The organism is Pseudomonas sp. NPDC090201, from assembly GCF_044746825.1.
Taxonomy (GTDB): Bacteria; Pseudomonadota; Gammaproteobacteria; order Pseudomonadales; family Pseudomonadaceae; genus Aquipseudomonas; species Aquipseudomonas putida_AD.
On the sequence record NZ_JBIVCX010000006.1, the window covers coordinates 182,717 to 196,133 of the forward strand.

Genomic DNA, 13,417 nt, shown 5'->3' on the forward strand with positions numbered 1-13,417 from the left:
AACAGGCACAGGATGAATCGGTGTGGTCAGGCGACGGGGATCGACGGATCGGCTGCGGCCAGCGCCACTGCACGATCGGCAATCGGCGGGTAGATCCACACCGAGTTGATGTTGTGCTTGAGCTCCTTGGCCTCCTCGCGAATCAGTTTGACCTGGCGGTCCCAGCCCTCGGTGTACACCGCGCCCCACTCGCCCAGGTCCAGGCAGGTCACGTATTTGGGCTGGCTGTAAGGCCGTGGCGCGATGCCCAGCAGGTCTGCAACCACGTTGTTGCCGGCGTGGCGGCCCAGAGGGATCGCGTGCTGGCAGGACATGGCGGCAAAGTTGCCCAGATCGTCGCACGCAGCGTAAGCCACATCGCCTGCCGCATAGACAGCGTCCTGGCCGACCACCTTGAGGTTTTCATCGACGAACAGACGGCCCTGACGATCCGTCTCACCCGGAATCTGCCGGGTCAGCGGACTGGCCAGGAAGCCTACGGTCCAGACCACGGTCCTGGATTCGATGTGCTCGCCATCGGCCAGTGTCACGCCGTTGGCATCGACCTTGGCGACGGTCGCGCCCAAGCGCCATTCGATGTCCATGTGCTTGCTGGCCGCTGCAATCGATGGGCTGATGCCTTCGCCGAAGGCCGCGCCGATCGTCACACCGCGATCCACCACGATCACCCGGACGCGGGCGTCGGCACCCAGCGTTTCACGCAAGCGTGCAGGCATTTCAGTCGCGGTCTCGATGCCGGTGAAACCGCCGCCGCAGACCACCACCGTGTTACGGGCAATGGAGTCGGGCTGGCTGGCGAGGCTCTTGACGTGCTGCTCCAGGCGGGCCGCCGCCTCGATGGTGTCTACGTCGAACGCAAACTCCCGGACGCCTTCCAGTTCCGGGCGGTTCAGGTGGCTGCCGGTGGCCAGGACGAGTCGGTCATAGGTCAGCGAAGTGTGCGCCCCTTGCGCCGTGACGTAATGCACGCGCTTGCCTTGCACGTCGATTTTCTCGGCGGCGCCCTGTACGAAATCGATGTCGGTGGCGGCGAACAACTCCAGCAGGGAAGCTTTCATTTCATGCACGTTCGACTCGTAGAAACGCGGACGAATGCGCAGTTCGGGCTGGGGCGCCAGCACGGTGATCTTGATGTCGGTGCGCTGTTGCAGATCCAGTTGGCGGGCAGCCCCCAGGGCGCTCCAGACACCCGCAAAACCCGCGCCGAGGACCAGAATATGTTGGCTCATGTTGTTCTCCAGTGGGCAGTGATATCTCGCATCGGCGAGGAGTCGTTACACACTTTAATCCCGAGCCCATACCCTGTCGTCGCTGCAAAAGTTGGCAAAAATAACGTTAAAGCCCTAACCACTCATACTTGGGTATATATCCATCCAGACAGCTTTTTCTCTGGCACGTTTCTATCCGCACGGGCTGTTTGCCTTGGGGTTTCGGGCATTTGCTTATTAGGTTTTGTTCTTGCACACCTAGGTATGAAAGGCATGTCCGTCAGGGGTGATAGTTATTGAAAGTGGCGGCTCGCAGACTGTTTGCACTCTCCTGATCGAGAGCCCGTGTCACCTCCTCCAACAACAGGAACGCCGCCATGAAAAAGCCCCTCGAACTCGCCCCGCAAGGATTCATCGAAGAACTGGTGCCTTCACGCTACGCACTGAAGGTCGGTGACATCGACGTGCTGGTGGTCAGCGACGGCGTACTGCCGCTGCCCACCGAAACCATGTCCACCAACGCCAGCCCGGAGGCACGCGCCGTCTGGTTCAAGGACATGTTCCTGGGGCCGGACATGTTCGACTGGGCGCTGAACGTGCTGGTGGTGCGCTCGGGCGAGCAGACCATTCTGGTCGATGCCGGTTTGGGCGGGCAGTTTCCGGGCTTCCCTCGGGCCGGGCAGTTTCCCAAGCGCCTGACAGCCGCCGGGATCGACCTGGCGTCAGTGACCGACATCGTGATCACCCACATGCACATGGACCACATCGGCGGGCTGTTGGTGGAGGACGTGAAGAGCCGCCTGAGCCCCGATGTGCGGATTCACGTGACGGCCACCGAGGTGAAGTTCTGGGAGGATCCGGACTTCACCATGACCGCCATGCCGTCGCCAGTGCCGGACGTACTGCGCGCCACGGCCAACCAGTTCATCGCCGCTTATCGCAGCAACGTGCGCACCTTCGACGACGAATATGAAGTGGCCCCTGGCGTGGTCGCCAAACTCACCGGCGGCCATACCCCAGGGCACTGCGTGGTCTACGTGACATCCGGCAACGAAAAGCTGACCTTCGCAGGCGATGCGCTGTTTCCGGTGGCGTTCGACCACCCCGACTGGCAAAACGGCTTCGAGCACGATCCGCAAGAAGCGGAGAATGTACGCGTGCGCCTGCTCAGGGAAGCGGCGGCCAGCGGCGAGCTGTTCATCGCCACCCACCTGCCCTTCCCGTCAGTGGGCCGGGTTGCGGTGGATGGCGACAACTTCCGCTGGGTCGCCGGGTTCTGGGATTTCTGACCCGCTTACGCTGCCCGCTTTCCCTCGGGACGGCGGGTAGACGCTCAGCGAGCGAAGCGGCTGCGGTAGTCCCGGGGGGATGTCGCCAGGTTGCGATGAAAGGTGACGCGCATGCGTTCCTCGTCGCCGAAGCCGCATTCCTGAGCGACCTGATCGATGTGCCGGTCGGAATCTTCGAGCATCCGCCGCGCCGCTTCCAGACGGAAGAACTCCAGCGCCTTGGCCGGACTGCGACCGGTCTTGAGCTTGTACACGCGGCTGAAGTTGCGCACGCTCATGTTGGCGTGACGCGCCAGTTGCTCGACGTCGAGTTCGGCACGGTGCAGGTTGCGCGTTAGCCAGAGATGGAAGTCAGAGAACACGTCTCCATCCTGCATCTGCGCCTGAAGCATGGTGCTGAACTGCGACTGCCCGCCTGGGCGTTTCATGAACACCACCAGTTCCCGCGCGACCTCCATGGCCACATCCCGCCCGCAATCGGCCTCCACCAGAGCCAGTGCCAGGTCGATCCCGGCCGTGACACCCGCCGACGTCCAGACCGTGCCCTGCTGAATGAAAATCGCGTCCTGATCGACATCGACCGTGGGAAAGCGCGTCTTGAGCATGTCGCACATGGCCCAGTGGGTTGCCACCCGTTTCGCGTCGAGCAGACCGGCCTGCGCCAGCAGAAAGGCGCCGCTGCACACGGATGCCGTGCGCCTGGCGTGAGGCGCGATGGTGCGCAGCCACTCGATGGTGTCGGGGTTGTTGTCCAGCGCCTGGAGGATGTCCGGCGCACCGGGGACGATGACCGTGTCGATGACGCTGCCTGCGAGGGAGGACAGGGGTTCGGAGTTGACTTCCACCCCTTCGGCGGTGAGGGTCAGGCCACCGGTGATGCTGGCGGTCGGTCGCAGGTAACCGGCCAGGCCGCGTTTGTTCATGGCCTTGGTGGCGGCCCAGAACACCGTCTGCGCGCCGGTCAGGTCCAGCAGCCCCATCTGCGGATAGGCCAGGAACAGCACCGTGCGGGGCTGATTGAACGACGCAAGCGCAGAAGTGGCCATGGCCGCAGTCCTCGAAAAGAACGATTATGCCACCTGTGGGGAGCGGCTCTACTGCGGTTCATCGCCTCTGGGGCGATGTCGTCCTTGAAATCGCTCCCGCCGGCAAGCCGTGCTGCTACGGGGGCGGTGTCGGGCGCGATAACGGGAACACCTTGAAACCGCCGACGCCGGCAAGCCGGACTGCTACGGGGCGGTCGCGTCAGGTGCCTGACAGATCCATGTCACTGGCCGACGCATCGATCCTGCTGTCGAAGCCTGGGGTGAGGATGATCTTGCGGCAGTCCTGCTCGCGCTTGTCGAAGATCGCGTAGCCCTCGGCGGCTTCTTCCAGCGACAGGCGGTGGGTGATGATCGCCTCGGGTGACAGCGCGCCCTCCTCGATCAGCCGCAGCAATTGCGGCAGGTAACGGTGCACATGGGTCTGGCCCATCTTGAAGGTCAGGCCCTTGTCGAATGCATCGCCAAACATGAAGCCATGAATGAACCCCGAATACACCCCCGGCACACTGACCGTGCCACCGCGCCGCACAGCAGCGATGCACTGGCGCAGTGCCTTGCCGCTGCTGCCTTCAAGCTTGAGGGTGGCGAGGATGGTTTCAGTGGTGCTGCCCTTGGCTTCGAAGCCCACCGCGTCGATCACCGCGTCAACGCCACGCATGCCGGCGGTCTGGCGAATGATGGAGTCGGCGGGGTCGTCGTCCTCGTCGAAATTGATCGGGATCGCGCCGTAGGTGAACTGCGCGTAGGCCAGGCGATAGGCGTGATGATCGACAATGAAGATCTTCTCGGCGCCCAGCATCTTCGCGCAGGCCGCGCTGAGCAGGCCGACCGGCCCTGCGCCGTAGATTGCCAGGCTCGATCCCGGCCCCACACCGGCATTGAGCACCGCCTGCCAGGCGGTGGGCAGGATGTCGGACAGAAACAGCACCTTCTCGTCGGCCAGAGTGCCGGGCACCTTGAACGGCCCGACGTTGCCCTTGGGCACCCGCACATACTCGGCCTGCCCGCCTGGCACACCGCCGTACAGATGGCTGTAGCCAAACAAGGCGGCACCGGGCGCGATGGACTTCTTGTTGAGAATCGCCCCACGCCCGGTATTGGTGGTTTCACAGGCGGCAAATGCCTCCATCTGACAGAAGAAACAGCTCCCGCAGGCGATCACGAACGGAATCACCACCCGGTCTCCGGGCTGTACGGCGGTGACCTCCGGGCCGACTTCCTCGACGATGCCCATGAATTCGTGGCCGAAGATATCACCCTGCTCGGTGGCCGGAATCTTGCCGCGATACAGGTGCAGGTCCGAGCCGCAGATGGCGGTGGCCGTCACCTTCAGCAGGACGTCGTCAGGGGCCTGGATCATCGGGTCGGCGACCGTCTCCACGCGAACGTCGTGGGCACCGTGATAGGTCAGTGCACGCATGAACTTCTCCTTGTAGGGCAGGCCTGATCGCTTGGGGTGGACATGCAATAAGGATAGGTGCGTGGCTAATGAAGTTCAGGGCGATGGCGTGCAACTGACCAGCGGAACGCCCGCAATCTGTAGGAGCGCGCTTGCCCGCGACAGGGTTGTGTCATTCAACTCATCAGTTACTGACACACCGCCATCGCGGGCAAGCGCGCTCCTACAGGGATCGTGTAGATTGCAGAAACAACCTGAAACGTATCTGGCAGTCCCGGAGTCATCATGAGTGCTTCCCCCTTGCGTATCTGTATTGCCGGCGCGGGTGCCATCGGCTGCACGCTGGCGGCGCGTATTGCGCTGAGCGGGCATGCCGTCAATGTTTTCGCCCGCGGTCGCACCCTCGCCGCCCTGCAACGCAACGGCATTCACCTGCAAGACCTGCAAGGCCGCCACCACGTCCAGGTCAATGCCAGCGACAGCGCCGAAGCCCTCGGCGAACAGGACATCGTGTTCCTCTGCACCAAGGCACCATCGCTGAGCGGCCTGCTGCCGAACATCGCTGCGCTGATCGGCCCCGAGACGCTGGTGGTGCCTGTGATCAACGGCGTGCCGTGGTGGTATTTCCATGGCGAAGGTGGCCCGTTCGCGGGCAATCGGGTGGAAACGGTCGATCCGGACAGCCGCATCACCGCCACCCTCGACCTGCACAAGGTCATCGGGTGTGTGGTGTTCATCACCGCTCAAAGCTCAGCGCCTGCGGTGGTCAAGACTCACAACCCGTATCGCATCATCTTCGGTGAGTTGAACAACGAGCTGACGCCGCGCCTGCAAAGCCTGGTCAAGCTGATCGAAAGCGCCGGCATCGAAGCCCAGGGCACCGACCGCATTCGCGATCAACTGTGGACCAAGATCATCGCTAACCTCACCTCAAACCCTGTGTCGGTGGTGACCGGCGCGACGCTGGAGCAGATCTACGGGCTGCCGGACATGCGCGAACTGGCGCTGGCGACCTTCAACGAGGCGATGCAGGTGGCTGCAGCCTACGACGCGAAACTGAGCATGGAGCCCACGACCTTCATGCAGTTCGGCGCGAGCATGGGCCCGGTGCGCACGTCGATGCTGCAGGATTTCGACAAGGGTTTGCCGCTGGAACTGGCGGCGATTGGCGATGCGGTACTGGAATTGGCGGCGAAGGTGAATATCCCGATGCCGATCACCCGAGTGGTGCTGACGCTGGCAAGGTTTTGCGGGGAGCACGCGCACCACAAGGAGCATGGGCGGCATTGAGATGGAGGGTGACGCGTAACTGACGACAACCGAAGCCCTGTAGGAGCGCGCTTGCCCGCGATGACGTCGTGTCAGCCGATACATCTGTGGCAGACAGATCGCAATCGCGGGCAAGCGCGCTCCTACATGACGTAGCCCGGCTTAGGTAATCGGCGCCGGGTTGAACAGGGTGATGTCGTTGTGCAGACGATAATGCTCGGTCCAGGTCTTCTTCTTGCCGCTGGCGACATCGAGATAGAAATGGAACAGCTCCCAACCCAACTCCTCGATGCTGGCGCGCCCGGTCGCTATGCGGCCTGCGTCAACGTCGATCAGGTCCGGCCAGCGCTGGGCCAGTTCAGTGCGGGTAGACACCTTCACCACCGGTGACATCGCCAGGCCATACGGCGTGCCGCGCCCGGTGGTGAACACGTGCAGGTTCATGCCGGCCGCCAGTTGCAGCGTGCCGCAGACGAAATCACTGGCCGGCGTTGCGCAAAAGATCAGCCCCTTGCGATTGACCCGCTCGCCGGGGCCAAGCACGCCGTTGATCGCGCTGTTGCCGGATTTGACGATCGATCCCAGGGACTTCTCGACAATGTTCGACAACCCGCCTTTCTTGTTGCCTGGCGTAGTGTTGGCGCTGCGGTCTGCTTCGCCCTTGGCCAGATAACGGTCGTACCAGTCCATCTCGCGCACCAGCTCTTCGGCCACTTCCGTGGTTTCAGCGCGGGAGGTGAGCAGGTAGATGGCGTCACGCACTTCGGTCACTTCCGAGAACATCACGGTCGCGCCTGCGCGCAGCAACAGGTCCGAGGCGTAGCCCAGCGCCGGGTTGGCGGTGATGCCGGAAAACGCATCGCTGCCGCCGCACTGCATGCCCAGGATCAGCTCGGACGCCGGCACGGTTTCGCGACGGCGCTGATCGAGCTTCTTCAACCGCACTTCGGCCAGCTCCATGATCTGCTCGATCATTTCGTTGAAGCCGTGTTGCGAATCCTGCAGGCGGTACATCCACTCATCGCTCAGATCGACCGACGGATCGTTCTGATGCATCACCTGCTCGGCCTGCAATTTCTCGCAGCCCAGACCGATCACCAGCGCTTCGCCACCCAGGTTCGGATTGCGCGCCAGATTGCGCACGGTGCGGATCGGGATGTACGCATCCTTGGCGGTGATCGCCACGCCACAGCCATAGGTGTGGGTGATGGCCACCACGTCATCGACGTTCGGGTACTTGGGCAGCACTTCCTCGCGGATGCGCTTGACCGCAAAGTCCAGCACGCCGGTGACGCACTGCACGGTGGTGGTGATGCCGAGGATGTTGCGGGTGCCGACCGTGCCGTCGGCGTTGCGGTAGCCTTCGAAGGTGAAGCCTTCCAGCGGCTCGCCCCGGCCAGGTACTTCGGTGGACAGCGGCAGGCTGTCCAGCGGCGGCGCGCTCGGCATGCGCAGTTGATCTTCCTTGACCCAACTGCCGCGCGGGATCGGCTTGAGGGCATAACCGATGGTCTGCCCGTAGCGAATCACTTCGCCACCCTCGGGGATGTCCACGGTGTTGACCTTGTGGCTCTGGGGCACGTTGTCGATGGTCACCAGGCCATTGTCGAATTCAGTCCCCGCCGGTACGCCCTGGTCATTGACCACGACGACAACGTTATCGCGCTCATGCAGGCGGATGTAACGTGGCGAGTCGGCATGTTGGATCAAGTTCATCACGGTCTTCCTCGATTTTTCTTGGACTCAGCTCTTGGCCTGGGAAATTTCGCCGACGTCGCTGGCCCGCAAATCACCCTGCGTTGGGGTGTCTTTCAATTCCACGCGCTTGATCTCGCCCACGATGAACACGTAGCTGATCACCGCCACCAGCGCGTTGGCGCCAACGAATACCAGAGCCCATTTGAACGAGCCGGTGGAGCTGATGATGTAGCCGATGACAATCGGGGTGGTGATCGACGCGATGTTACCGAACATGTTGAACAGACCGCCGCTCAGACCGGCGATTTGTTTCGGCGAAGCGTCGGACATCACCGCCCAGCCCAGTGCGCCCACACCCTTGCCGAAGAACGCCAGTGCCATGAAGCCCACCACCACCCATTCGATATCGACGTAGTTGCAGGTGACGATGGAGGTCGAGAGCAGCAGGCCGCCGATGATCGGCGCCTTGCGGGCGAAGGTCAGGGATTTGCCGCGACGCAGCAGCCAGTCGGAGATGATCCCGCCCAGCACGCCGCCGACGAAGCCGCAGATCGCGGGCAACGAGGCGATGAAACCGGCCTTGAGGATGGTCATGCCGCGTTCCTGCACCAGATACACCGGGAACCAGGTCAGGAAGAAGTAGGTGATGCCGTTGATGCAGTACTGCGCCAGGTAGATACCCAGCATCATGCGGTTGGTCAGCAGTTGCTTGACGTAGTCCCATTTCGGGCCGCCGCTCTTGCCTTTGCCCTTGTCGTTGTCCATATCGACCATGCCGCCGTTGTTGGCGATGTGATCGAGTTCTGCCTTGTTGATCATCGGGTGGTTGCGCGGGCTGTGGATGACTTTCAGCCAGATCAGCGAGAACACGATGCCGATACCGCCCATCACCACGAACACGTGCTGCCAGCCGAAGGTGAAGACGATCCAGCCCATGATCGGGGCGAAAAGAACGGTTGCGAAGTATTGCGCCGAGTTGAAGATCGCCGAGGCGGTGCCGCGCTCGGAGGTCGGGAACCAGGCCGCAACGATGCGCGCGTTGCCAGGGAAGGATGGCGCTTCGGCCAGGCCCACCAGAAAGCGCAGCATGAACAGCGCGACGATGGCGGTGGAAAGGCCGAATTCACCGACATAGCCTTGCAGCACGGTGAACAGCGACCAGGTGAAAATGCTCAGTGCGTAGATCTTCTTCGAACCGAAGCGATCCAGCAGCCAGCCGCCAGGGATCTGACCGGCCACGTAGGCCCAGCCAAAGGCGGAGAAGATGTATCCGAGGGTTACTGCGTCGATGCCAAGGCTCTTTTGCAGGCTGGAGCCGGCAATGGCGATGGTGGCACGGTCGGCATAGTTGATCGTGGTCACCAGAAACAGCATGAGCAGGATCAAATAGCGGACGTGAGTCGGCTTGGTTTTTTGCATGTTCGAAACTCCCACTAATTATTTTTTTGCGCGGGTAAACAACGATCTTATGTGTGTGTCGCTCGCCTCTGCCCCTAAATCCAGATGCGATTGAAGCGTTCTTTCAAAGTGCGGCCACGGTGACGCCTGGGGTAGAACTCACGCGAACGGCAGCCTTGCCGACGCGAAACGCTGCACGGCGCAGCGTTTTGGTGAACGGTGCCCTGACGGCAAAAAACCGCTGATCGCTCAGCGGTTTCCCGGCAGTTGGCTGTTACTGCTTGCCTTGCTTGTCCATCAGTGCAGCGAGCATTTCGAACTCTTCTGCAGTCAGGTCGGTCAGCGGAGCGCGGACCGGACCTGCGTCGTAGCCGGCGATTTTCGCGCCTGCCTTGACGATGCTGACGGCGTAGCCGGATTTGCGGTTACGGATGTCCAGGTACGGCAGGAAGAAATCGTCGATCAGCTTGCCGACAGTGGCGTGATCGTCTTTGGCGATCGCGTGGTAGAAGTCCATCGCCAGTTTCGGTACGAAGTTGAACACCGCCGAGGAGTAGACCGGTACGCCCAGCGCCTTGTAGGCAGCGGCGTAGACTTCAGCGGTCGGCAGGCCGCCCAGGTAGGAGAAGCGGTCGCCCAGGCGACGACGGATCGAAACCATCAGTTCGATATCGCCCAGGCCGTCTTTGTAGCCGATCAGGTTAGGGCAGCGCTCGGCCAGTTTTTCCAGCAGCGGCGCGGTCAGGCGGCAAACGTTACGGTTGTAGACGACAACGCCGATCTTGACCGATTTGCAGACCGCTTCAACGTGGGCGGCAACGCCGTCCTGGCTGGCTTCGGTCAGGTAGTGAGGCAGCAGCAGCAGGCCTTTGGCACCCAGACGCTCTGCTTCTTGAGCCTGCTGGATCGCCTGACGGGTCGGACCGCCTACGCCGGCCAGGATTGGCACAGTCTTTTCGCAGGTGTCGACGGCAGTCTTGATGATTTGGGAGTATTCGTCGCCGGTCAGGGAGAAGAACTCACCTGTACCGCCAGCGGCGAACAGCGCGGAGGCGCCGTAAGGGGCCAGCCACTCCAGACGCTTGATGTAACCCGCGCGATGGAAGTCGCCCTGGGCATTGAAATCGGTGACCGGGAAAGACAGCAGACCGTGGGAGAGGATGGACTTCAGTTCTTGTGGATTCATTATTCGAACACCCTGGGAAGCTAATTGTGTGAATGGATCACCAGACCTGCGCTGATGTCGTAAGTCATCGTACAACTAGGAATGACATCTCTCAATAGGCGGGACGAATTATTTCTAGGGGAAGGAGATGAGTGGCGTTCTGGCTCGGCCTGTAGGAGCGCGCTTGGTCTGGGCCGCACTCGGACGATTACGTAGTGTCAGCAACAGATACGTGGCTGACACTACGCGGTCGCGGGCAAGCGCGCTCCTACAATTGTCACCACGCGGACGGAGTGATAAATGGCCAGGTCATACGACCTCAGGCGCGCTGCGACTCCGCCTCTTCATGGGCGTGGCGCAGGCGTTCGCGGCTGTTGGTCAGGTGCAGGCGCATGGCAGCGCGGGCGGCGTCGGAGTCCTGGCGGGCGATGGCCTCGTAGATCTCCTCGTGCTCGCGGCTCAGGCGGCTCATGTAGTGCTGTTGATCGTCATGGGCCAGGCGCGCGGAATTCAGGCGGGTACGCGGAATGATGCTGGTGCCCAGGTGATTCATGATGTCGGTGAAATAGCGGTTGCCGGTGGACAGCGCTATGGCCATGTGGAACTGGAAGTCGGCACCTACCGCATCGCTGGCATGGGCCGCGCTTTCATTGAGGGCGTCGAGTGCGGCACGCATGTCGGCCAGTTGCTCGGCGCTGCGACGCTGGGCAGCTAGGCCCGCCGATTCGACTTCCAGGCTGATGCGCAATTCGAGGATCGCCATCACGTCACGCAGGGTGACGATGGTCGCAGGATCAACGCGAAAACCGCTGGGGCTCGGCGTGTCGAGCACGAAGGTACCGATACCGTGGCGGGTTTCCACCAACCCCGAGGCCTGCAGACGGGAAATGGCTTCGCGTACGACGGTGCGGCTGACCCCCTGCTCTTCCATGATCGCGGATTCGGTGGGCAATTTGTCGCCACGCTTCAGGGCGCCGGTGCGAATACGCTCCGAGAGTTCAGTAACCAACTCCTGGGCGAGGCTGCGGTGCTTTCTACGTGCGCGAGGCGGAGCACTCTGATTTTCCATATCCAACATGCGTCTCTAAATACGGTGAAAGTCTAATCATAGCTCACCGGGTTGTACGATCACATAACAAACCCGGCGAGTTCGTAGGTTTTTGCGGCATCGTGCTGCTAAATCACCGTTTCAGCGTGGGGTTGCTCGCGCAATTGACCGCCTTCGATGCGCAGATGACGACGGTGGAAACGCTTGAGACTGCTGCGGTGGCCGATGCTCAGCAGCGTCACGCCTGGCAGCTCATCGAGCAGCGCCTGATACAGCGCCGCTTCGTCTTCTTCGTCCATGGCCGAGGTGGCTTCGTCCAGATACAGCCAGTCCGGCGCATACAGCAGAGCCCGAGCAAAGGCCACGCGCTGCTGTTCCCCGGGGGACAGCATGCGTTGCCAGTGGTTGCTTTCGTCCAGACGCGACACCAGATGGCCGAGCCGGCAGGTTTCCAGCACCTGGGCAAAACGCTCGGCCGGGTAGACGTCTGGCGGTTGTGGATAACTCAGGGCCTCGCGCAGCGTGCCAATGGGCAGATAGGGCTTCTGCGGCAGGAACAGGTAACGACCGGCCGGCAGGTCCATGGTCCCGGAGCCGTCGCTCCACAGACCGCCCATCGCCCGCAACAGCGTGCTCTTGCCGCTGCCGGAGCGACCGCTGAGCATCACGTGATCGCCCGCCGCGATTTTCGCATTGGCGTGATCGAGCAGTTGGCGATCGCCCACCAGATCCAGGCTGAGCTGTTCGAGCCTGAGCTCATGCCCTTCCCGGTTGAGCTTGATCGCGCTGTGGCGTTCTTCGTTTTCGGTCATGGCCTGACGGAAAGCCAGCAGACGGTCGGAAGTCGCGCGCCAGCCTGCCAGAGACACGTAGGCATCGATGAACCAACTGAAGTTTTCCTGAACGCTGCCAAAGGCCGAGTTGATCTGCATCAGTTCGCCCAGCTCGATCTTGCCGGCGAAATACCGCGGCGCGGCGACCACGAAGGGGAAGATGATCGCGATCTGGCCGTAGCCGGTGGTGAAGAACTTCAGGCGTTTCTGCACGCCCATGATGTCCCAGAAGTTGCTCCAGACCAGCTTGAAGCGTGACGTCAGGCGGCGGTTCTCGTTGGCCTCGCCGTCATACAGGGCGATGCTCTCGGCGTTCTCGCGAATGCGCACCATGGCAAAACGCAGGTCGGCTTCGTAACGTTGCTGTTTGTTGCTCAGGCCGATCAGGCGTCGCCCGATGAGGTGGGCCAGCCAGCTGCCGATGCCCGCATACAGCAGCGCACACCAGAACATGTAACCCGGGATCTCGATACCGAACAGTTCGATGCTGCCGGACACGCCCCACAGGATGACCGAAAAAGACACCAGGCTGACGACCGTGCTGATCAGCCCCAGCACCAGACTCAGGGTGGTGGAGGTGAAGCTGTTGAGGTCTTCGCTCAAGCGCTGGTCAGGGTTGTCGGTGTAGCCGCCCTGCTCCAGGCGATAGTAATTCTTGTGATCCAGCCAGCGGGCAAAGTGTTTCTCGGTGAGCCACGTCCGCCAGCGAATCGTCAGCATCTGTGTCAGGTACAGCCGATACACCGCCGCCAGGATCGACACCGCCGCAATCCCGCAGAAATACAGCATCAGGTGGGTGAAGGCTGCCAGGTCCTTCTGTTGCAGGGAGTTGTAGAAGTCGCGGTACCAGCTGTTGACCCAGACCGACACAGCCACATCGAACAGCACCAGCGCAATCACCACCACCAGCAGCAGCCAGGCGATGCCCTTTTCCTCGCTGCGCCAGTAGGGGGTGATCAGGTGCCAGACTTTCTTGAAGAACTGGCCACGGGACGTATCGTTGGCCGCAGAGTATTCGGCGTTTTGATTCATGTGATAACTCGATGGCAGGCATTAAGTGGCGT

10 protein-coding genes are annotated in these 13,417 nt (G+C 61.9%); 2 read left to right on the forward strand and 8 right to left on the reverse strand.

Annotation, left to right across the window (positions count from 1 at the left end; genetic code table 11):
* Positions 1–26 precede the first annotated feature (26 nt).
* Entirely contained in the window at positions 27–1,229 is a 1,203-nt protein-coding gene (locus ACIPOO_RS18515; RefSeq protein WP_400608849.1) for an NAD(P)/FAD-dependent oxidoreductase, read from the reverse strand.
* A 356-nt stretch (positions 1,230–1,585) separates the two neighbouring features.
* On the opposite strand from ACIPOO_RS18515, the gene ACIPOO_RS18520 reads away from it, so the two are divergent.
* The gene (locus ACIPOO_RS18520; protein WP_400608851.1) at positions 1,586–2,497 is read left to right on the forward strand and encodes an MBL fold metallo-hydrolase; all 912 of its coding nucleotides are present in this window, start codon (positions 1,586–1,588) and stop codon (positions 2,495–2,497) included.
* A 44-nt stretch (positions 2,498–2,541) separates the two neighbouring features.
* Here ACIPOO_RS18520 and ACIPOO_RS18525 read toward each other — a convergent pair whose 3' ends face one another.
* A complete protein-coding gene (locus ACIPOO_RS18525; protein WP_400608853.1) occupies positions 2,542–3,543 on the reverse strand; it encodes a GlxA family transcriptional regulator in 1,002 nt (333 codons plus the stop codon).
* 199 nt (positions 3,544–3,742) lie between these two features.
* Complete coding sequence (locus ACIPOO_RS18530) at positions 3,743–4,963, reverse strand: zinc-dependent alcohol dehydrogenase (RefSeq protein ID WP_400608855.1); 1,221 nt, start codon at positions 4,961–4,963, stop codon at positions 3,743–3,745.
* Between the two features lie 264 nt (positions 4,964–5,227).
* Here ACIPOO_RS18530 and ACIPOO_RS18535 point away from each other — a divergent pair, with 264 nt between their 5' ends.
* Positions 5,228–6,232 (forward strand): ketopantoate reductase family protein, encoded by a 1,005-nt coding sequence (locus tag ACIPOO_RS18535; RefSeq protein WP_400608857.1) that lies wholly within the window; start codon positions 5,228–5,230, stop codon positions 6,230–6,232.
* A 141-nt stretch (positions 6,233–6,373) separates the two neighbouring features.
* Here ACIPOO_RS18535 and garD read toward each other — a convergent pair whose 3' ends face one another.
* The 5 genes from garD to ACIPOO_RS18560 all read right to left on the reverse strand — a co-directional run bounded on the left by garD (position 6,374) and on the right by ACIPOO_RS18560 (position 13,385).
* Positions 6,374–7,927, reverse strand: a complete 1,554-nt coding sequence (gene garD / locus ACIPOO_RS18540) for a galactarate dehydratase (RefSeq protein WP_400608859.1) — start codon at positions 7,925–7,927, stop codon at positions 6,374–6,376.
* A 27-nt stretch (positions 7,928–7,954) separates the two neighbouring features.
* Complete coding sequence (locus ACIPOO_RS18545) at positions 7,955–9,328, reverse strand: MFS transporter (protein WP_274135349.1); 1,374 nt, start codon at positions 9,326–9,328, stop codon at positions 7,955–7,957.
* Between the two features lie 253 nt (positions 9,329–9,581).
* Positions 9,582–10,493 (reverse strand): 5-dehydro-4-deoxyglucarate dehydratase, encoded by a 912-nt coding sequence (gene kdgD / locus ACIPOO_RS18550; protein ID WP_400608861.1) that lies wholly within the window; start codon positions 10,491–10,493, stop codon positions 9,582–9,584.
* Between the two features lie 298 nt (positions 10,494–10,791).
* Positions 10,792–11,541, reverse strand: a complete 750-nt coding sequence (locus ACIPOO_RS18555) for a FadR/GntR family transcriptional regulator (protein ID WP_400608863.1) — start codon at positions 11,539–11,541, stop codon at positions 10,792–10,794.
* A gap of 107 nt (positions 11,542–11,648) precedes the next feature.
* A complete protein-coding gene (locus tag ACIPOO_RS18560) occupies positions 11,649–13,385 on the reverse strand; it encodes an ABC transporter ATP-binding protein/permease (RefSeq protein WP_400608865.1) in 1,737 nt (578 codons plus the stop codon).
* Between the last annotated feature and the right edge of the window lie 32 nt (positions 13,386–13,417).

Coding starts and splice junctions, on each gene's coding strand:
- ACIPOO_RS18530 (WP_400608855.1), bottom strand. CDS start 4,963: ATGCGTGCACTGACCTATCACGGTGCCCACGACGTTCGCGTGGAGACG.
- kdgD (WP_400608861.1), bottom strand. CDS start 10,493: ATGAATCCACAAGAACTGAAGTCCATCCTCTCCCACGGTCTGCTGTCT.
- ACIPOO_RS18520 (WP_400608851.1), top strand. CDS start 1,586: ATGAAAAAGCCCCTCGAACTCGCCCCGCAAGGATTCATCGAAGAACTG.
- ACIPOO_RS18560 (WP_400608865.1), bottom strand. CDS start 13,385: ATGAATCAAAACGCCGAATACTCTGCGGCCAACGATACGTCCCGTGGC.
- ACIPOO_RS18535 (WP_400608857.1), top strand. CDS start 5,228: ATGAGTGCTTCCCCCTTGCGTATCTGTATTGCCGGCGCGGGTGCCATC.
- ACIPOO_RS18545 (WP_274135349.1), bottom strand. CDS start 9,328: ATGCAAAAAACCAAGCCGACTCACGTCCGCTATTTGATCCTGCTCATG.
- ACIPOO_RS18515 (WP_400608849.1), bottom strand. CDS start 1,229: ATGAGCCAACATATTCTGGTCCTCGGCGCGGGTTTTGCGGGTGTCTGG.
- ACIPOO_RS18555 (WP_400608863.1), bottom strand. CDS start 11,541: ATGGAAAATCAGAGTGCTCCGCCTCGCGCACGTAGAAAGCACCGCAGC.
- garD (WP_400608859.1), bottom strand. CDS start 7,927: ATGAACTTGATCCAACATGCCGACTCGCCACGTTACATCCGCCTGCAT.
- ACIPOO_RS18525 (WP_400608853.1), bottom strand. CDS start 3,543: ATGGCCACTTCTGCGCTTGCGTCGTTCAATCAGCCCCGCACGGTGCTG.